Source organism: Haloferula sargassicola (assembly GCF_040362925.1).
Taxonomy (GTDB): domain Bacteria; phylum Verrucomicrobiota; class Verrucomicrobiia; order Verrucomicrobiales; family Akkermansiaceae; genus Haloferula; species Haloferula sargassicola.
The window spans coordinates 153,727-172,150 of record NZ_BAABRI010000009.1 but is presented as its reverse complement, the minus strand read 5'-3'; the positions used below and the strand labels follow the sequence as shown (position 1 = coordinate 172,150).

Below are 18,424 nucleotides of genomic sequence, written 5' to 3'. Positions count from 1 at the left end.
CGCTGCTACACACTACATGAAAACAAACTATCAACACATGATTCGGAGCATGACCGTCACGGGGATCCTTCTCGGCGGCGGCATCGCGGGCGCGGCGACCTATCTCGTCACCGGTTCGTTCTCGATGGCCCAGTCCTCGCTCAATGCCGGGGCAATCGTCACCGGCGATGTCTTCCACTATCAGTTCACCGTGGATGGCGGCAGCGTGGATGACAACCCGAGCACCCTTTACGCCCACTTCACTCCGGCCATCACCGCCTTCAGCATGACCCGCGATCCGGGCAACACCGGCACCTGGGATCCTGCTTCGGGGACCTTCTCGCTGCGCAACGGCGGCGAAATCTACGCCGACTTCGGCTCGATGCGCTTCATCGCCGATGGCGACGGCATGCCGACCCTCGAGGTGACCTCCATGTCACCCTTCGACCCGACGGAGTTCACCTCCCGCGTGACCTTCAATCCCAACTTCAACCTCTCCTTCACCGATACCGGCAGCGGCCAGACCTTCGAGCAGATGTTCGGAGCGCTGACGCCGTCCGCCATCACCCCCTACTTCGCCGCCGGGGACATGCAGCTCGCCACCCAGTCGCTCACCTTCTCGACCACCGTCGTCCCGGAGCCGACGGCGCTCAGCCTGGCCGCCCTCGGTGCCACCCTGGTGCTGCGCCGCCGTCGCTGAAGCCTGATCTTCCCCCACGGGCCGGAGTGTCGCCTTTCCCGGCGCGGCTCCGGCCCTACCGGGTCCCCGCGGGGCTTGCCGGGACGATCTCGATCCACCGGGAAATGCTCCCGCCCGCGGGCTTGGCCACCACCTCATAGGCCTCGCCGCGTTTCCGGGGCTGGCCGTTCTCGCGATCGCCGTCGGGAAAATAGGTCACGTCCTCGTTGCGGCAGACAATCCGGTAGCTCGTGGTGATCCCGTTTTCGCGTTCCGTCGCGCCGACGAAGGCGTGCAGCGAGCCATCCGGCGCGCGATAGACCGAGCCCGCGCTCCAGTTTTCCTCGACCGCCGCATAGGCCAGCCGCTTCCCCTGGCAGGCCCGCATGAACCTGCCGCGCGCCTCGCTGATCGCCGCCCACCAGGCCGCGTAATCGACCCCGACCTCCGCCCCCACCATCACCTCGGCGATCGAGTGGGCCTCCGGGCAGAAGAGCTGGTTGCGGTCCCGTTTCACCTCCTTGGCGAAGTCGATGAACTCCCGCATCGTGCCGTAGAGCGTGTGGGTGCTGCCGATATCGACGTGGCGGTGGATTTCCCCATACCACGGCCCGGCCGAGGCCGTGCTCATGGTGCTGGGGCCGACCCGCAACACCTGCCACGGCTTCATCCGCCGCGAGAGTTCATCAAGGTCCTCGCGCGTGCCCATGTTCCACTTTTCGTAGTCCGGCTCATTGAAGGCCTCGATCATCGCGACGGGATGCCCCTTGCCCTGCACCCACTCGCGGGTGGCGGCGATCGCCTGCAGCCAGCGGTCGAGGTGCGCGCTGCCGTCGCCGTTCTTGTACCAGCCGATGATGCCCTCCTCGTTGTGCGGGCTGAGCATGATCGGGACATCCTTGGCGACGATTTCGGCGCAGCCGAGGGCGTGGGTCAGCTTCGCGATCTGGGCGTCGCTGAGGCTCCCGTCCTCCTGGAGCGGGCGGTGCATGTAGACGCCGATGCGGACGAAGTCGATGAGCGGCTCGCCGTGGGTCATCGACTCCCGGGTGTTGTCCGGGCTCGCCCAGGTCGCATCGATCCCCCAGTGCCGGATCGCCTTGTCCTCGCCGGCCGCGCGGGTGTCGAACTCAAGGATCGTGTCGGCACCGGCCGGGAGCAGCATCAGCGCCAGGAAAGCCAAGCATTTCATGACCCACTGCCTAACCTCGATCTCCCCGCAAGACACCTGAAAAGCAGCCCCGCCAGGCAGCTCGGGTCCTGGACCCCACCATCCTCCGCGCTTCACGGATCGAAAAGCTGGAAAAACCGCCGCTCGCCCGACTTCGGAACCGTGATGCCGTTCATCAGCTGCTGGCCGGTGAAGGACTGCGGATTGCCGAACGATCCGGCCTGCAACGACGGACTACTCCGAAGATGGTAGGTCGCGGAGGGGTCGATGCCGGTGGCACGCAGGACGAAGTTTCCGCTGCCGTCCGGCGACATTTGGAGGGCGGGCGGCTGAGCCGGCGTGAAGCTGTTGATGGGACCCACCGACACGCCAAAGGCGCCCGCCAGCCCCGGCTCGCTCCGGAAGTCCTGCCCGGTCGATGAATTGACCGACGATGTCTGCGCGGTGAGGAAATTCGGGGCGGTGGTCCACCCGGAACCGGTGAAGACCTGCTGGCAGATCGAGAACACCAGGCGGCTGCCATCAGCCGACCAGTCGAGCCCTGCCGGATAGTAGGTGTCGCCGCCGCCGCTCGGCGTGAAGGTGCCGAGCACCACGGGATTGGAGCCATCGGCATTGGCGCGGACCAACGAGACCTGCGCCGGAAGGCTGCTGCCAAAGAGATCGGGATAATGGATCGAGAAGTAGGCCAGCCCGGCACCCGAGGGCGAGATCGCGGGATAGATGTGGAAGATCGCGCCGAACCCCCCATTGGTCACTTGCGGGGCGCTCAGCGGCACACCGGCCCAGCTTCCGTTTCCCTGGCGGATCCAGCGGACGATCCCGGGAAGCTGCGGGACCACCGGCGACGGCGGGCTGACGGTGACGTAGGTCGGCGTGACGAACGAGTTTCCTCCGGGATCCCAGGAAATCCCGACGAACTCCGCCTGCAGCGAGTCCGAGGGCGTTTCCTTCACGCCGAATCCGGGACCCGCCGACAGCCCGGTGGAAAGGCTGACCACATTGAGCGCCCGGCCGGCAGAGGTGGCACCCTGCGCGCTCCCTTGGATCACCACGCCGTAGGCGAGCAGGGTGGCATCGGGCGACACCGCGGAGGAGATCGCACGCTGGGAAATGAAGCCGCCGAAGCCATCGACCGCCGTGCTGTGGTTGATCACGCGGTGGTTGATGCCGGTGTTCCGGTCATAGACATAGACGTCCGAGCTTGGATTCGAGCCGAGCGTCGTGGGATCGGGCGCGGAAAAGGAGATGTAGCGCCCGCTGCGCGAGATCCACGGGTAGTAGTGCTCGCTCTGGCCGGTCACCAGCGGAACGATCTGCGCGCCGCGCTGCTCGAAGAGGCCGATCCCTCCCCCCGTGGACGGAGCCGCGAAAACGACCTGGGCGGAAACGGCGGCGGGCAGGGCGACGATGGCGGCAGTGATCCGGAAAACGAAGGACATCGGGCAAGGGGGAAAGGGGATGACTCGCAGACTCGCATGAAATCCGCGGGCCTTCAATGATTTGCTCGGCCGGCGACCGGGCCCCCCATCGGATCGAGATCGGTCGGGTTGCCCGTCTGTTGTTTCATCCGTCGGATCCACTTCGCCCGCGTCCGCCGACGGCGGGCCGAATCCCTGCCCTACGGTGCGCCTCGGAAGTGGTTTCCGGAACGTATCGAACAGCCGCACGTGTATTCTGATCTCAGAATTCCATACTCCACCACATCCCGCAGCACTCCGTCCTTCATGGCATGCTGTCTTTGGATCCCTTCCCTTATCATCCCGATTTTCTCCATGACACGCCCGGAACCGCCGTTTCCTTCCAGGTACCTCGCATAGATTTTGTTCAGCCCCATTTCTTCGAATCCAAAGCGGACGACCCTTCGGGCGGCGTCCGTGCAATAGCCTTTGTTCCAGAACGGTAGCCCGATCCAATACCCCAGTTCCCCCCACTGGTCGCCCATCCTCAAGCTGAGATTGATCGCTCCATACAAGTCGCCCGCTCGGGATCGGATGGCGAATACCACGTTCCTCTTCTCCAAATACTGCAGGAGATGGGATGCGATCCATTTTTCCGCCATGCCGTCGAGGTAGGGGTGAGGCACATGCAATGTCGTTCTCGCAACCTGCGGATCGCCCGCATACCGCTGCACGAGGGCTGCGTCATCGAGGGAGAACGGCGACAGCATGACGTGTTCGCCATGTAAAGTCGGGATCATAGGGATTCTGGTCGGAGTTTGTCGTCACCCTCTGGGTGCCATTTCTGCAAGCAATCGAGAGCAAGTCGAAACACGCGGAATGCCATCTCGTTGCCGTTGCACAGGATGATGATCGATGACTCCGACTTGGGAGAAAAAGCCACCCGCGCGGAAACGCCGGGATCACTGCCGGTGTGACCCGGCCACCATTCATCGCCGACCCGGGTCAGATAAAACCCGTGCCCATAGGAAGAAATCTCACTGATCCGACCGAGATTCTGCCATAGAAACCGACGCGCCGTCTCACTGACAAAGCCTTCCGTTCTCAAGCGATTGAACAGCCGCTTCAAGTCGGCGACCGTCGTAACGATCCCGCCATCCGCCCCTCCCACTCGTGGGAGATGCCCGGTATTGGGCCGTCCGTCCGGCAAATAACCGAGGGCGAAATCCTCCGCAGGAGCGTCCATCTCAGGAAAGCCGGTGGATTGAAGACCCGCAGGATCCAGCACCCAATGAGCCATCGCATCGGGAAAGGACATTCCGGTCAACTCCTCGATCGCCACTCCCAGTAAAACGAATCCCGCGGAGCTGTAGGAAAACCCGCCTGCGTCCCCACGCGAAACTTGAAGGACATGGGGCAAGAAGGCGCGAGGGCAGTCCAACGTCGCCACATCCATCCCGACAAAGGGAAGTTCCGCCTCGTCGTCGAGATAGTCCCCAAGTCCCGAGCGGTGCGAAAGCAGCGCGGCGAGCGATATCCGGCGGTCGAAGTGCGCCCCAAGCCAAGGCACGATCTCGATCAACGGCTGCTCGAACCTGCAAACACCGGCGTCAGCCAATCTCGCGAGGCAGATCGCCGTGAACATCTTGCTGACCGATGCCGTGGCAAATCGGGTGTCAAAACGGATGGCTTGCCCGCGCTGTCGATTCGACAGACCACCAGCGAACTCGACGAGAGGGCGTCCTTCCCGAATCACGAAGGCCACCCCGCTGAACGAATCCGATTCGAGCAACTCGTGAAGTTCACGGAATGCCTGCTGCTCGTCCTTCCCGCTCATGAATCGCCCGCGGTTTTTATCAATGGATGCCCGGACGACGCCGCCCGACGTGAAATCGAATGGATCCGGTGAGGCGATTGCGAAGAGGAAATGTTCACGGGGACTAAGGTGAAACAACTAGAGCTGGGCCGGGACGCCTGGCTCAGGTGCTTGAGCCCAAGCGTCCTTCCACATATCCGGATACCAGCGCCCCTCATCCATTTCAATGAGATCAAAGTCCGTCAGCACGCTGCCGTTGTCAGGCAATCCATATTTCGCGATCATTTCCGGAATGAATGCTTCAGACTCATCATCATGCCATCCTCGCTTGCTCATGAAGCTATTGTAGATCAGGACCTCTTCATCGTTGAGCGAACGTCCGTGGCCGAAGCACCAGTCGAGCACCTCCTCATCGGTTTTCCCGTTCGCGACCTGCTTGATGACATCGTCGTATTCGACCTTCAGATAACGGCAGGTTCTTCCATCAAATCCCTGCCCGAGCATTTCCCGGTATTCCTCGGGCAGCAACCCCTCGGCATGCAGCCGGATCTTCGAGCACATTCGGGCGAAGTAAAAAAGACCGCGGGTCTTTACGAAACAGCCTGCAATGGAGGTGTGGGGTATCGGATCCATCGTTGTAGATACTAGCAGAGTGACGGGGTTGCTTCAGGATGACACCAGAGCATGGGTTGAAAATGATTGGAGAACGGCATGGAACGATGGAACCACCTGCTGGAAGCCATCATCTCGCCGAATCGTGAAGGCAGCATCGCTCCGGCCCGCATGGAAGTCGGTGAGCGCTCGGGAAAAGGGATTCATTTGGGAAGGTAGGCCGAAGGTCGGCGCTATGGTTTTTCATCCGCAGTCACGGGGAAGGACCTTCGTGAAGAACACGCTGTTCGGATCCTCCTTGTAAGTCGCGAAGGGTCCGCACGGCTCAAAACCGAATTTCCGGTAAAGGCGACGCGCCGGCTCGAAGAAGTCCATCGCACCGGTTTCAAGGCTTAGGCGACCATAACCCCGCATCCCTGCCTCGCGGATCAGGTGGTCGAGCAAGCGCGCGGCGATGCCTTGCCTGCGCAGAGCCCCCGAGGTCCGCATCGATTTGATTTCCCCGTGCCGGTCATCGAGCTGTTTCAATGCGCAGCATCCCGCGATCATTTCATCGTGCCATAGGGTCCAGAAGGTGATCTCGGCAGTCCGGAGGCCCTCAAGGTCCAGCGCGTGTTTGCTCTCCGGCGGAGAGACCGCGCGCATGTCGCGGATGTGCTCTTCCAGAAACGCCGCGATTTCCGGGCCAGACAGGTCATCGACGATGATTTCCATGACGGAGTGTTCTATCGGGGGCTTTAAGATCGGCCGGCCCCTTGCCGGATGGCGCGTCTGTCGCGGGAAGCGTCAAGCCAAGTTCAATGAGGCGTGCTTCGGTGCTCATGGGATGTTTTGGGTGAGGCGCTTGCCCATGCTGATCCGCACCTCGGTGGAGTAGCCGAGGGAGGCGTAGAATGCCTGCACGCCTTCATTCCCCTCCACGATCTGGAGATTGATCTTCATGCAACCTCTGCGTGCCAGCGCTTCCTCCGCCTTCGCGACGAGTTCCGAGCCAATGCTCCGATGACGAAAGTCCGGCAGGACGGCCAGCGAGTACAACCAGCCGCGATGCCCGTCGTAGCCGGCCATGATGCTTCCCACCACGGCCCCGTCGCAAAGCGCGACAAAAAACAAGCCGTCGTCCAGGGCCAGCTTCCGGTCGATCGCCAGGTTGGGCTCGTGGTGCGCGTCCTCGTAGCCGAAGACCTGACGCCACAAGGCGATCACCTCCCCGCGGTGTTCCGGATTCACGAATGGCGCGATGAAATGTCGGCTCATTTCTTCGGAAAGGACGCATGCTCGGACCCAGATGCCGACCCCGTCAAGCCTCCCGATCGGCCCCATGGCACCGCCATTCCCTTCACGGAAATCCGGCCGTCCGATGGGAGATGAACCGTCGAGGTTCTTTGCGGGAACCAAGCGGCGTTCTGGCGGATCTCCAAGTCGGACTGAAGCGCTGTCCCGTCGTTGACGAGGTGGGCCGCCCGGAACCCGGCTCCTTCGATCGCAAAACGTCCAGTTGGGGCCGCAGGCCCGATGACATCCGGCGTGCCGGGCGGGTGACAAAAACGACAGAAACCCAACCTTCTGGCGGATTCCTCCGGCCCACGACGCATGGGTGAACTCAGGGGCTATAGGGTCCACCGTATTGCCCCGCCGTTTCCAAAAACCCGGCGTCCCTACCCCGCTCCATCGCTTTTCTCCATCACCATGCTGAATCGCCACCTCGCCTCTTTGGCACTTCTCCTCACCTTGCTTGGGCAGGGAAGTTCCGCCCAGATCATCGGCACCGAAGCCTTCGATTATCCGGATGGCCCCATCGATGGGCAAACCGGCGGCACGGGTTTCAACCGGAACCACTTTCTGGGCACCATCACCGGCACGACCTCCGACTGGAACGAGCTTTTCGGCACGGTCAGCGTGCAGGGCGGCCAACTGGTCACTTCGGAAGGCGGCGCCCTGCGCGAATACAATGGCTTCCGCGAAGGTGCCGGCCAGGCGGTGAACAATGACGACGACGACCACGAGCGCAGCGGCACGGTCCGCGCGAGCGGACAGGTTTTCTACCGCTTCGAGATGACCCGAACCCCCAGCGCCGGGTGGGGCGGCGCCAGCTCGTTCGATTTCGGCGCGGAACGGATCTTCTTCGGCGTCCCGGGGGCCGATGCAGGCGGCGATACCGCCGGCATCGATCATACCGGCGAGGGCGTTTCCCTCTCCAACATCCGGGTCACCGACAACGTCGCCTATACCTACGTCGCGGTGCTGGATTTCGATAACGACCTCGCCGGACTCTTCGTCAATCCTGGCCCGGACGATTACTGGAATCCCCAAGGCGGGCAAAACAGCGCCGACGTCACCCGCGCTTACACCGATGGCTACTGGTCGTCCTCCGTCCGGCTGGCCAGCGGCGGCATCACCCTGTGGGACAATCTCGTCGTCGCCCTCGATCCGGAAGGCGTGGGCTTGGAATCCACGGTGGCCGATCTCGATTCGGACGGCCTTCCCGGCTACTGGGAAACCCAGTACGGCCTCGACGACACCGACGATGGCACCGCGGGCGAAAGCTCCCCCGGTGCGAAGGACGGCCCCAACGGCCCTCTGGGCGATCCCGACGGCGACGGCCGCCCCAACGCGCTCGAGTTCGCCGAAGGAACCAACCCGCAGAGCGACGACAGCGACGGGGACGGCTTCAAGGACGCTCTCGAGGGAGCCGCCGGCACCAACCCCGCCAACCCCGCCAGCTACCCCGGAGCCGATGCCCGGCCCGGCCTGATCGGGGTGGAAAAATTCGACTACCCCGATGGCTCGGTGCTCGGTCTCGCCGGCGGGATGCACTGGGATTTCGACAACGACACGGGCGTCGATTCCTTCACCGGACACACGATGACTTCCTCGAAATGGGAAGGCGTCGGCGGCGATCCCCAGGTGGCAGGCGGCGCGCTCGTCACCCGCAACAGCGCCACCGACCGCCCCTACGGCAACCCCGAGGCCATCGGCACCGTCAACGACGGCGCCACGGACCAACACCACCAAGTCTACTACCGCTTCGAGATGACCCGCCGCGCCGGGGCCACATGGGCCGGGGCCAGCAGCTACGACTACGGTGCGGAGCGCTTCCTTTTCGGCGTCCCCGGTGCCGCCAATCCCGCCAGCGGCGAGCGGGAGTTCGCCATCCACGACCTCGCCCTCGACGAGCACGCCTACTCCGGCATCCAGCCCGTCGCCGGCCAGACCTACCTCCTCGTCGCGAAGATCGACTGCGACGCCAACGAAGCCGCGCTTTACCTGGAGCCCGATCTTTCCCAGCCGGAAAGCGCCGCCACCCCCGTCGCCCACTACGATTTCCCCACCGACTACGATTCCACCTCCATCCGCTTCGGCTCCGGAGGCGATGGCGATGTCGAGTGGGACAACGTCCGCGTGGCCACTTCCTGGGCCGCGCTGGAGGAGCTTCCGCCGGTGGCCGTGGACGATCACGTCACCCTCGGTCATCTCGGCAAGGCCCGCATCCTGGTGGGCGCGAACGATACCGGCTCCATCAATCCTTACACCGTCGCGATCGAAAGCCCGCCCACCCATGGCACCGCCACACTCGGCGCGGACGGCGGAGTTCTCTACCAGCATACCGACAGCGGGGCCGCCTCCGATTCCTTCACCTACCGCATCCGCAGCGCCGAGGGCGATCTCAGCGCCACCGCCACGGTCTTCGTCACCATCAGCGGCGAGACCCGCTTCGACACCCGCTACGCCCACCTGCCGGCCGAACCGCCCGCGACCACCCTGGTGGTGGAGGACGCCTTTCCCGGCCTCACTTTCGACTCCCCCCACGGCTTCTGCACCGTGTCCGGAGATACGGGAAAAGTCTTCGTCACCGAGGGAGACGGACGCGTTTTCCTCATCCCCGACATCGCCGCCGCCACGCCCGAGAAAATCCTGATCCTCGACCTTTCCGACGAAGTCCTCCACGACAACAACGAACTCGCGATGAAGTGCATCGCCGCCCACCCCCACTGGGCCGAGAACGGCTACATCTACGTCACCTACAATAGCACCGGCTCCACCGTCCGGCTTTCCCGCTTCACCTGCCAGACCACCCCGCCCTACACCGCGGGCGAAGAGCAGATCCTCATCGATCAGGACAACGCCGACATCTACCACAACATCGGCGACTGCGACTTCGGCGCCGATGGCTACCTCTACGTCGGCTTCGGCGATGAAGGCACGCAGAGCGACGGCTTCGACAATTCCCAGCACATCGACAAGGACCTGTGGTCCTGCATCATCCGCATCGATGTCGACCGGCGCCCGGAAAACCTGATCCCCAATCCCGACTCCGACATCCCCCGCGTCGGAGGCGGCTCCTCCGGCGAGGCCTTCTTCCGCATCCCCGCCGACAACCCCTTTGTCGGAGCCACCTCGTTCAACGGCATCACCGTGGACCCCGGCCAGGTCCGCACCGAGATCTACGCCTGCGGTTTCCGCAACCCGTGGCAGTTCTCGCCCGAGGACCTCGATGACGATGGCAGCGTCGACGAGCTCTGGGTCGCCGACGTCGGCCGCAGCGCCCGTGAGGAAGTCGGCGTCTACACCGCGGGCCAGAACGCCGGCTGGGGTTGGCGCGAAGGGTTTTCCGCCGGCATCCGCTCCGGAGATCTGCTCAATGGAGCGCCCGAATCCGCCGCCACCCTGACCCCGCCGCTGTGGGATTACGGCCACGGCGGCGGAGCCTTCCAGGGCGCCTCCGTCACCGGCGGCTTCCTCTACCGCGGCACCACCTTTCCCACCCTCACCGGGAAATACCTTTTCGCCGACTACGTGTCCGGAAACATCTGGTCGCTCGAACGCACCCAGCCCGAACCCACCATCGAACGCATCGGCGGCGAAATCGCCCTCGTCGCCCTCATGGAAAGCCCGGACCGAAGCTCCATCCTGCTGCTCGATCGCGGCAACATCGGCGGCAACCAGGGCACCGGCTCGATCAAGCGCATCACCGTCGGCACCGCTGACACCACCTTTCCGCGCACGCTTTCCGCCACCAACTTCTTCGCCGATCTCGGCGACCTCACCCCGAATCCCGGCGGCATCGCCTACACGCCCAATCTCCGCTTCTGGTCCGATTTCGCCGAGAAATCCCGCTGGTTCCTCATCGCCGACGCCGCCGGCAAATTCAGCTACCGCCCCGAAGCCTCGTGGACCTCGCCGGAAGGCACCGTGTTCGTGAAGCACTTCGACTACCCCACCGCCTGGGAAACCTTCACCCGCACCATCGATGGCGAGTCCGTGACCGACCGCCGCCCGACCTCCACCTCACCCCGCGTCCGGCTGGAAACCCGCTTCCTCGTTCGCAACGCCGATGGAGCCTACGGCATCAGCTACCGCTGGAACGAATCCCAGACCGATGCCCTGCTCGCCGAGAACAACGGCGAAAGCTTCAGCGTGCCCATCACCCTCGATGGCGTGCCCGCCGCGATCGACTGGCAGATCCCCTCCCGCAGCGCCTGCCTCACCTGCCACACCTCCGAGGCCGGCCACTCGCTCTCCTTCAACACCCGCCAGCTCAACCGCGACGGCATCGTCGGCCCCCACGCCGGCAATTTCATCTCCGCCCTCGAACTCGCCGGTTACCTCGAAGGTCTCACCGAGGATCCCGCCACCCTGCCACGGCATCTCCGGCCCGATGAAACCGTCTACTCCCGCGAAGCCCGCGTCCGATCCTACCTCGAGGTCAACTGCGCCTACTGCCACCAGGCCGGCGGCACCGGCGGCGGCAGCTGGGACGGCCGCAGCCTGCTCACCCTCGCCCAGACCGGCCTCGTCCACGGCGTGCCCGTCGATGCCCCCCTGCATCCCGGCGACCTCCTCGTCACCCCCGGCCAAGTCGATCACTCCATCCTCTACAACCGCGCCGCCGCCCAGAACGGCTACACCCGCATGCCCCCCCTCGCCACCCGCGAGGTCGATCTCGAAGGCCTCCAGCTCCTCGCCGAGTGGATCGCCTCCGAGGTCGACCCCCATCCCACGTACGCCGGGTGGCGCCTCGCCCGCTTCGGCAGCTCCGACTCGCCCGAAGGCGCGCCCGATTTCGATGCCGACCACGATACCGTTTCGAACCACCTCGAATACCTCACTCACACCGATCCCCACGACCCTACCGACCGCTGGCGGCCCGCCTTCCACCACAGCGGGGATCTAGTGAGTTGGAGCTTCGCTGGCCTGGGCGATCGCTCCGTCCGCATCCACCAATCCACCGACCTCCGTTCCTGGGCTCCGTGGGAGATTCCCGGAAACGACGGCATCCCTCTCGATCCCGCCGGCATCCACACCCTCCAAGGCCCCGCCGCCTCGGGGAGCCAGTTCTTCCGCTTCGACATCGAACAACGCTGAAGAGCAGCGCTCGGTGCTAGAGGAGCGGCTCGCCCCGTCGTTCGGGTCTCGTCGGTCTGGCCCCGTCGTTCGGGCCTCATCGTTCGGGCCTCATCGTTCGGATCTCGTCGTTCGGACCTCGTCGTTCGGACCTCGTCGTTCGAGTCTCGTCGTTCGAGTCTCATCGTTCGGACCTCATCGTTCGGACCTCATCGTTCGGACCTCATCGTTCGGACCTCATCGTTCGGACCTCATCGGTCGGACCTCATCGGTCGGAGATCGTCGTTCGGCGCTCGTCGTTCGGATCTCGTCGTTCGGGCCTCGTCGTTCGGGCCTCGTCGTTCGGGCCTCGTCGTTCGGGCCTCGTCGTTCGGGCCTCGTCGTCCAAGTCGGTCCTGAATGGCACGGGATTGAACTCCGATGCGGCTTCTTCCGTCCCGGAGGGACTTCGGAAATTAGCCGGTGGTGACAACCACCGGACCCCGATCCCCAAAAAAATTTGGCCCCGGCAGGGGCATCGGAAAGGGGTGGATCGCCAACGGCTCCCGTCGCCCGTCGCCCGTCGCCCGTCGTTCGGGCCTCATCGTTCGGACCTCATCGTTCGAGTCTCGTCGTTCGGACCTCATCGTTCGGGCTCATCGTTCGGGCCCCGTCGTTCGGGCCTCGTCGTTCGGGCTCATCGTTCGGGCCCCGTCGTTCGGGCCTCGTCTTCCAAGTCGGTCCTGAACGGCACGGGATTGAACTCCGATGCGGCTTCTTCCGTCCCGGAGGGACTTCGGAAATTAGCCGGTGGTGACAACCACCGGACCCCGACCCCCAAAGAAATTCGGCCCCGGCAGGGGCATCGGAAAGGGGTGGATCGCCAACGGCTCCCGTCGCCCGTCGTTCGCGTCTCGTCGTTCGCGTCTCGTCGTTCGGGCCCCGTCGTTCGGGCTCGTCGTCCAAGTCGGTCCCGAATGGCACGGGATTGAACTCCGATGCGGCTTCTTCCGTCCCGGAGGGACTTCGGAAATTAGCCGGTGGTGACAACCACCGGACCCCGACCCCCAAAGAAATTCGGCCCCGGCAGGGGCACCGGAAAAGGGCACCTTCATGCGGAGCGACCCCGAACAGATCCTCGCAGCCCATCAACCGCTTGAAAATGGCCTGGTCCCAAATCGGAACTGCCCCTGCCAATTGGCAATGGCTGGTTCCAAAATCGGCACTGCCCCCTGCCAATTGGCAATGGCCGGTTCCAAAATCGGAAATGCCCTCCGCCAATTGGAAACAGCCCGTTCCAAAATCGGAAATGCCCTCCGCCAATTGGAAATGCCCCGTTCCAAAATCGGAAATGCCCTCCGCCCATGGGAGACGCACCATTCCAAAATCCGAAGTGCCTTCCGCCCACCGAAAATGGCCGGTTCAAAAACGGAAGATACCCTCGGCCAACTGGAATGGTCCCCTCCCGGAAACCCGAGCACCCCATTCGCGCGCGGGTCACGCGGATGAAACTCCCATCATACCTGCACTCCAGCAGAAGACGAATTCCCCGTATGACCGAATGAGTCAGGTTGCAGGTTGCACGCACCGGAATTTCTGCTAGAAGCCCGGTTGCTATGATGAACATCGAACGTTACTTCGAAAACCACCTCGATGACCGCAAGATCAGCTCCGAGGAAGTCCGCCAATTCGCCGAGGATCATCTCGGCAAACTCCGGGCCCTGCCCGATCTCCCCGCTCCCCTCGCCGCCCTTGTGGCACCCACCGATACGGCCTTCCAAGCCTTCGACCAGGCGCTTTCCGCCCGCACCATCCTCCAGGCCACCCAATCCGGCGGCACCATCACCAAGGACGAGGCCCATGAGCTCTTCCGCACCACCGTCCGCCAGCGCGAAGGCCGCATCCGCGACAAGTTCGCCAAAGGCAGCGGCCCCTATGTCGAGTTCTACCCCCGCGGACTGACCGAGTACAACAGGGCCCGCCTCGGTCAAATCCCCGGCCTGCTCGATCGCCTCATCGCCGCCGCGGAAAAATACCAGGCCCAGCTCGGCCCCGAACTCCTTGCCGAGTTCACCGCGCTGAAAGCGACCTTCAGCAACGCCCGCGAAGGCCAGGTCGATGCCAAAGGCGAACTCGCCCAAGCCCGCGCCAACCTCGCCGCCGCCCGCGGCGTCCTCGAACTCCAGCTCGGCACCAACATCCTCACCATCGCCCTCCACCACCTCGGCCACCCCGAACGCACCACCGATTACTTCAACCAGTCCCTCCTCGAAGATCCGACGCGGAGCGATGAGGAGCCGGAGCCCGCTCCACCCCTGGACTGACTGCGAGGTGAAGTCCTCACCCGGTTCGTGCGGCTACATTCCATACCACCATCTCTCACAGCAACGGACCCGGGATCTCACGACGCTTCAGACAAAACCGGCAACTTCGCGAGGTCGGGCCTCGAGTTCATCGCAGACTGGACCGACACCGTTGAGCCCCTTCCAACCGCCACTTCGTGGGGGCCCTGAATACGTGAGAACTGGTCCTATCCAAGAGCGAGGTTTGTCCCTCTCGGGTATTGCCGCGCCCCTCGTAGCTAGTCAGCATCGGAGCCACTTCATCCCGCCGTGCTTCTCTCGGAACTCTCCAACTCCCTTGGCTATGACGATTCCCCGCTGTACCGCGAGGACAATGCCGAGGGTCTGTTGGCCCCGGAAGACCAACATTGGCTGAGGGCAGCCCGCAGCGCGGGTGTCCTCGGCACCTACTTCTTCAAGACGACGCCCGACGCCAAGGAATCCAAAGCCACCGTTCGGCCAGCAGTGCATTTGGCGCGGGCGGACACACCCAAGGAGGCTCGGGAAATTCATCGCAAACTTTGGAATCAGGGCCTTAACCCGTTCCTGATCGTCCTGCTCCCGGGGCAGGTCAGGGTTTACAGCGGCTTCGCTTTCGATCCCGAATCAGAAGAAACTGGGGCCGTCACCAAACCCATCCCCACCGAGGAGGGTGCCGCGCGAGTGGTGGAAGCGCTTTCCGCCTTCACGGCTGACGCCATCAACCGCGGCGAAATATGGGATCGTAACGCCGCCTTCCTCGGATCAGAGCAGCGGGTGGACACGACCCTACTCAAAAACCTCCGCAGCCTTGCCGAGACTCTGCATACTCGCTTCGATCTGCCTCGGGCGACTTGCCATTCCCTGATCGGAAAGTTCGTCTATCTGGCTTATCTGCGGGCCCGCGACATCCTGTCTGATCCATGGCTCCGCGATGCAGCTGGAGTGGAACCGGCGGCTCTCTTCCGCGGCGAAGCCTTCGCTCCATCCGTGACACTCGGTGCGTTTCGGAAGTTGGTGACAGCCCTCGAAAAGCGTTTCAACGGACAGATTTTCCCCATTCCTTGGGGCAGCCGCAGAGCTCCGAGATCGCGGGCGGTGCAGCTCGTCGCTCAAGTCTTCGCCGGAGAGGAAACGACAGGGCAAACTCATCTAGGCTTCCGCGCCTATGACTTCTCCGCCATCCCAGTCGAGTTCCTTTCCTCCATCTACGAGCAGTTTCTTCACTCGAACGATGGGGAACCGGATAACGACGAATCTCCCTCCACGGCGGCCTCCGATCCGGAGAAGCGAGGTGCTCACTATACTCCCGAGCCGCTCGCCGAGTATCTCGTTTCAGAGCTTCACTCGGTGCGTCCATTGCGTCCGGGCATGACTGTGCTGGATCCCTGTTGCGGCTCCGGTGTGTTTCTCGTTGTCGCCTTCCGCCGTCTTGTGGAGATGCGCTGCCGTGAGCAAAACCGGGAAAACTTAAACCCTAGGGAGCTTCGTGAGCTTCTGGTCTCCAGCATCTACGCGGTCGAGCGGAACAAGATCGCCTGCCAGATCGCGGGCTTCAGCCTCATCCTCACCATGCTCGGTTATGTGGACCCACCTGAGCTGCACCGGAACAAGGCATTTAAGTTCCCGACTCTCGTCGGCAAGAACCTCTTCGCGGAGGATTTTTTCAACGAAAACGGGCGCTTCTGGCGGGATATCGTCTCTCAAGATGGGCTTGCCCTCCGCTTCGACGCCATCCTTGGTAATCCCCCATGGGTGGAACTGATTGAGAATCACAAGAAGGCCAATCACTACGCTCAGTGGGTGAAGGACCATCCAGAGTTTCTTGTTCCACGCAAGCGAACCGGAGAAGCATTCGCCTGGCGGGTCATGGATTGTCTGGCAGAAAATGGCACTGTAGGACTCATCCTGCATGCCAAAACCCTGACGAATGACCAGGTCGAAACTTGGCGAACGAGATTCTTCAGCGAAGTGCGAGTTCGCCGCGTCACAAACTTCGCTAATCTCGCGTATGTTCTCTTTCCATCGGCGAAGACCGCGTGCGCTACGCTCATTTATGCCAAGCGGAAATCCAGCGAATTGTCAGGCAACATTCTCCACTTTGGACCATTCCTCGCCAATCAACGGTCAACTGTACCACGGCGAGGTAGCAAACGCCGGTCTTGGTCCGTTGGTTTTTCGGACACGGAGATTAAGATTATTCCTGAGACCTGTGCGGCGTCCGGGAAGGCGTTGGTTTGGAAGCAGGCGCTTTGGGCTGGGGTTCGCGATGAGGTGGCACTTCGGAAGCTTCACAGCATCTTCTCCACTACCCTAGGAAAGATCTCAGACGAACAAGGTTGGAAACTCGCACTTGGCCTTCAGCTTCGATCAGATTGCGGCACAAAGAAGAATCCCTACGAAGAGGTTTTTGATGACTCAGGAGCGAACGTACTTCATGGTCTGAAGCTTCTTGATCACAAAGCCTTCGTGTATGGCAAAGGGAGCCTCGTGATCGATCCGAGATTTCTAATCGAAAACACTGTCGGTGCTTTTATTCGCAAGAGGGGCGGAACCAAAGGCCTTACCCTTACTAAGGGCCCGCGTTTGTTTCTGTGGAATAACTTCGCTGCCTATTCGGACAAACCTTTTATCATACTTCACGATAAAATTGGTCTCAGTGGCGCGTCGCCAAAAGCAGCGAAAGCGGTTGCCGCGATTTGGTCATCCAGCTACGTCAGCTACCTGTTGTTTTTCGTGACATCTGCGGCATGGGGCATTGATCGCAGCCAGATCGACAAAGGCGATGCAGAAAAGCTGCCTTTCCCGGAATGGACAACCGAACGTGAAAAGAAACTGTACGAGGCATGGGAAGCCGCTGCTGCGTTGGAGCAACGAGGTGCGGATTTCGGCGAAGTGAAAGCCCTGCTGGACCGCAAAGTCGAGGAGGCATTAGGCCTTCCCCCATCGGTGTCGTTTGTCGTCCGCGAGTTCTTCCGCACTCGATATCAACTGGTCCAAGGCAAGAACCCTTCTTTCCTCCGCGTCCAACCCGAAGAATCCGAACTGACCTCCTACGCCGATCGCCTCCGGGGCGAACTCGACGGTTTTCTCAGCGGCAAAGCCCATCACCGCATTCTCGTGCTACATTCTCGCCATGGGAATTGTGTTTCCGTGACGTTGACCCGGAACGGCGGGCCATTTTCTACCGAAGTCCGCGAGGCCAAAGGGACCGAAGCGAAAACCCTACGTTCACTTTTGGATGCGGCCGAAGAAAAATACTGCCAGTGGGCCTATGTGAAACGCAGCGTGGTGCTTCGCGACGGCGACACCCTTCATCTCATCAAGCCTCCCCGCCGCCTGGAGTGGACGGAAACTCAAGCAATGGTGGACGCCGATGACATCATCGCCGAAGGCATCGAATCCAATCGAAACGGCGCGTGATGAGGGACGAACTGAGCGGCCTGTGGAATGTGTACGGAGAGGTATTCTGCCAACACTCCCATCAATTGCTCGCCTGGGCTTATCAGGACGTGCGGCATCGTTTCGTTCCCGGCCTCGACGAACCGGACATGACCGGCCTCCTCGCCGAGGCGATGGAGAACCGGCTCAATGATCCATCTACGCCCGACGCCTACCTTCATTACACCATTGGCGATCAGATGCCGCGAAGTCCTGCCGGCCAACTGGGAAACAAGCGACTTCGCCTCGACATCACAGTGATCCGCAGCGGCATTCGCCCGCGATTATCCTTCATCTTCGAAGCAAAACGGCTCAGAACAAACTCTCTTCCCATCGGCAAATACGTCGGATCGGGCGGTATGGGCGACTTCATCTCAGGTCGCTATGCCGGCGAGGCTCCAGAGGCCGCCATGATCGGTCTGATCGAGAATCAAACCCTCCAATATTGGCAAAGCGAACTGCAAAGGGCCTTCGTTGAGGATTCCAAGTCGCCTTCTCCATGTCTCAGTGTGATCTCAGAACTTGCCGAGGTTTCAATCATTCAAGCGATCGCGGGTGAACTCGAGAGCACTCACCAGCGCGGGTCGGGTTTGCCGCTTCGCCTCTTTCATATTTTCCTAGAATGCTGACTTTCATGCCACAGGCCTCCATCGTTGCAGCATTGCCCGAATCGAAACGCTT

General features: G+C 62.4%; 12 protein-coding genes. 5 read left to right on the top strand and 7 right to left on the bottom strand.

What is annotated here, in order from left to right; genetic code table 11:
* The first annotated feature begins 37 nt into the window (after positions 1 to 37).
* Entirely contained in the window at positions 38 to 679 is a 642-nt protein-coding gene (locus ABXH26_RS09795) for a hypothetical protein (RefSeq protein WP_353566877.1), read from the top strand.
* A gap of 55 nt (positions 680 to 734) precedes the next feature.
* Here the strand turns inward: ABXH26_RS09795 and ABXH26_RS09790 are convergent, their stop codons facing one another.
* From ABXH26_RS09790 to ABXH26_RS09760, 7 genes are all read right to left on the bottom strand, one after another.
* A complete protein-coding gene (locus ABXH26_RS09790) occupies positions 735 to 1,850 on the bottom strand; it encodes a hypothetical protein (protein ID WP_353566876.1) in 1,116 nt (371 codons plus the stop codon).
* 92 nt (positions 1,851 to 1,942) lie between these two features.
* A complete protein-coding gene (locus ABXH26_RS09785; protein ID WP_353566875.1) occupies positions 1,943 to 3,271 on the bottom strand; it encodes a TolB-like translocation protein in 1,329 nt (442 codons plus the stop codon).
* A gap of 179 nt (positions 3,272 to 3,450) precedes the next feature.
* Positions 3,451 to 3,999, bottom strand: coding sequence for a GNAT family N-acetyltransferase (locus ABXH26_RS09780; RefSeq protein ID WP_353566874.1), 549 nt, complete (start codon positions 3,997 to 3,999; stop codon positions 3,451 to 3,453).
* Between the two features lie 26 nt (positions 4,000 to 4,025).
* Complete coding sequence (locus ABXH26_RS09775; RefSeq protein ID WP_353566873.1) at positions 4,026 to 5,066, bottom strand: serine hydrolase domain-containing protein; 1,041 nt, start codon at positions 5,064 to 5,066, stop codon at positions 4,026 to 4,028.
* Positions 5,067 to 5,183: 117 nt separating this feature from the next.
* Complete coding sequence (locus ABXH26_RS09770; RefSeq protein WP_353566872.1) at positions 5,184 to 5,678, bottom strand: DUF5069 domain-containing protein; 495 nt, start codon at positions 5,676 to 5,678, stop codon at positions 5,184 to 5,186.
* Between the two features lie 222 nt (positions 5,679 to 5,900).
* Positions 5,901 to 6,371: a GNAT family N-acetyltransferase gene (locus tag ABXH26_RS09765; protein ID WP_353566871.1), complete on the bottom strand. Its 471-nt coding sequence runs from the start codon at positions 6,369 to 6,371 to the stop codon at positions 5,901 to 5,903.
* A 105-nt stretch (positions 6,372 to 6,476) separates the two neighbouring features.
* Entirely contained in the window at positions 6,477 to 6,887 is a 411-nt protein-coding gene (locus ABXH26_RS09760; RefSeq protein ID WP_353566870.1) for a GNAT family acetyltransferase, read from the bottom strand.
* A 459-nt stretch (positions 6,888 to 7,346) separates the two neighbouring features.
* Between ABXH26_RS09760 and ABXH26_RS09755 the strand changes: the two genes are divergently transcribed.
* The 4 genes from ABXH26_RS09755 (at position 7,347) to ABXH26_RS09740 (ending at position 18,372) form a co-directional block, all read left to right on the top strand.
* Positions 7,347 to 12,023 carry a PQQ-dependent sugar dehydrogenase gene (locus ABXH26_RS09755; protein ID WP_353566869.1) on the top strand — a complete coding sequence of 1,559 codons (4,677 nt, stop codon included), beginning with the start codon at positions 7,347 to 7,349 and terminating at the stop codon, positions 12,021 to 12,023.
* A 1,574-nt stretch (positions 12,024 to 13,597) separates the two neighbouring features.
* A complete protein-coding gene (locus ABXH26_RS09750) occupies positions 13,598 to 14,305 on the top strand; it encodes a hypothetical protein (protein ID WP_353566868.1) in 708 nt (235 codons plus the stop codon).
* Positions 14,306 to 14,593: 288 nt separating this feature from the next.
* Complete coding sequence (locus tag ABXH26_RS09745) at positions 14,594 to 17,725, top strand: HsdM family class I SAM-dependent methyltransferase (RefSeq protein ID WP_353566867.1); 3,132 nt, start codon at positions 14,594 to 14,596, stop codon at positions 17,723 to 17,725.
* On the top strand, positions 17,725 to 18,372 hold the full coding sequence (locus tag ABXH26_RS09740) for a hypothetical protein (protein WP_353566866.1): 648 nt from the start codon (positions 17,725 to 17,727) through the stop codon (positions 18,370 to 18,372). Before ABXH26_RS09745 ends, ABXH26_RS09740 begins: the two co-directional genes overlap by 1 nt.
* Positions 18,373 to 18,424: the final 52 nt, after the last annotated feature.

Bases quoted from the DNA above. Each gene is read 5' to 3' on its own strand.
- ABXH26_RS09785 (WP_353566875.1), bottom strand. From the start codon at position 3,271: ATGTCCTTCGTTTTCCGGATCACTGCCGCCATCGTCGCCCTGCCCGCC.
- ABXH26_RS09790 (WP_353566876.1), bottom strand. From the start codon at position 1,850: ATGAAATGCTTGGCTTTCCTGGCGCTGATGCTGCTCCCGGCCGGTGCC.
- ABXH26_RS09780 (WP_353566874.1), bottom strand. From the start codon at position 3,999: ATGCTGTCGCCGTTCTCCCTCGATGACGCAGCCCTCGTGCAGCGGTAT.
- ABXH26_RS09775 (WP_353566873.1), bottom strand. From the start codon at position 5,066: ATGAGCGGGAAGGACGAGCAGCAGGCATTCCGTGAACTTCACGAGTTG.
- ABXH26_RS09765 (WP_353566871.1), bottom strand. From the start codon at position 6,371: ATGGAAATCATCGTCGATGACCTGTCTGGCCCGGAAATCGCGGCGTTT.
- ABXH26_RS09750 (WP_353566868.1), top strand. From the start codon at position 13,598: ATGATGAACATCGAACGTTACTTCGAAAACCACCTCGATGACCGCAAG.
- ABXH26_RS09795 (WP_353566877.1), top strand. From the start codon at position 38: ATGATTCGGAGCATGACCGTCACGGGGATCCTTCTCGGCGGCGGCATC.
- ABXH26_RS09755 (WP_353566869.1), top strand. From the start codon at position 7,347: ATGCTGAATCGCCACCTCGCCTCTTTGGCACTTCTCCTCACCTTGCTT.
- ABXH26_RS09740 (WP_353566866.1), top strand. From the start codon at position 17,725: ATGAGGGACGAACTGAGCGGCCTGTGGAATGTGTACGGAGAGGTATTC.
- ABXH26_RS09770 (WP_353566872.1), bottom strand. From the start codon at position 5,678: ATGGATCCGATACCCCACACCTCCATTGCAGGCTGTTTCGTAAAGACC.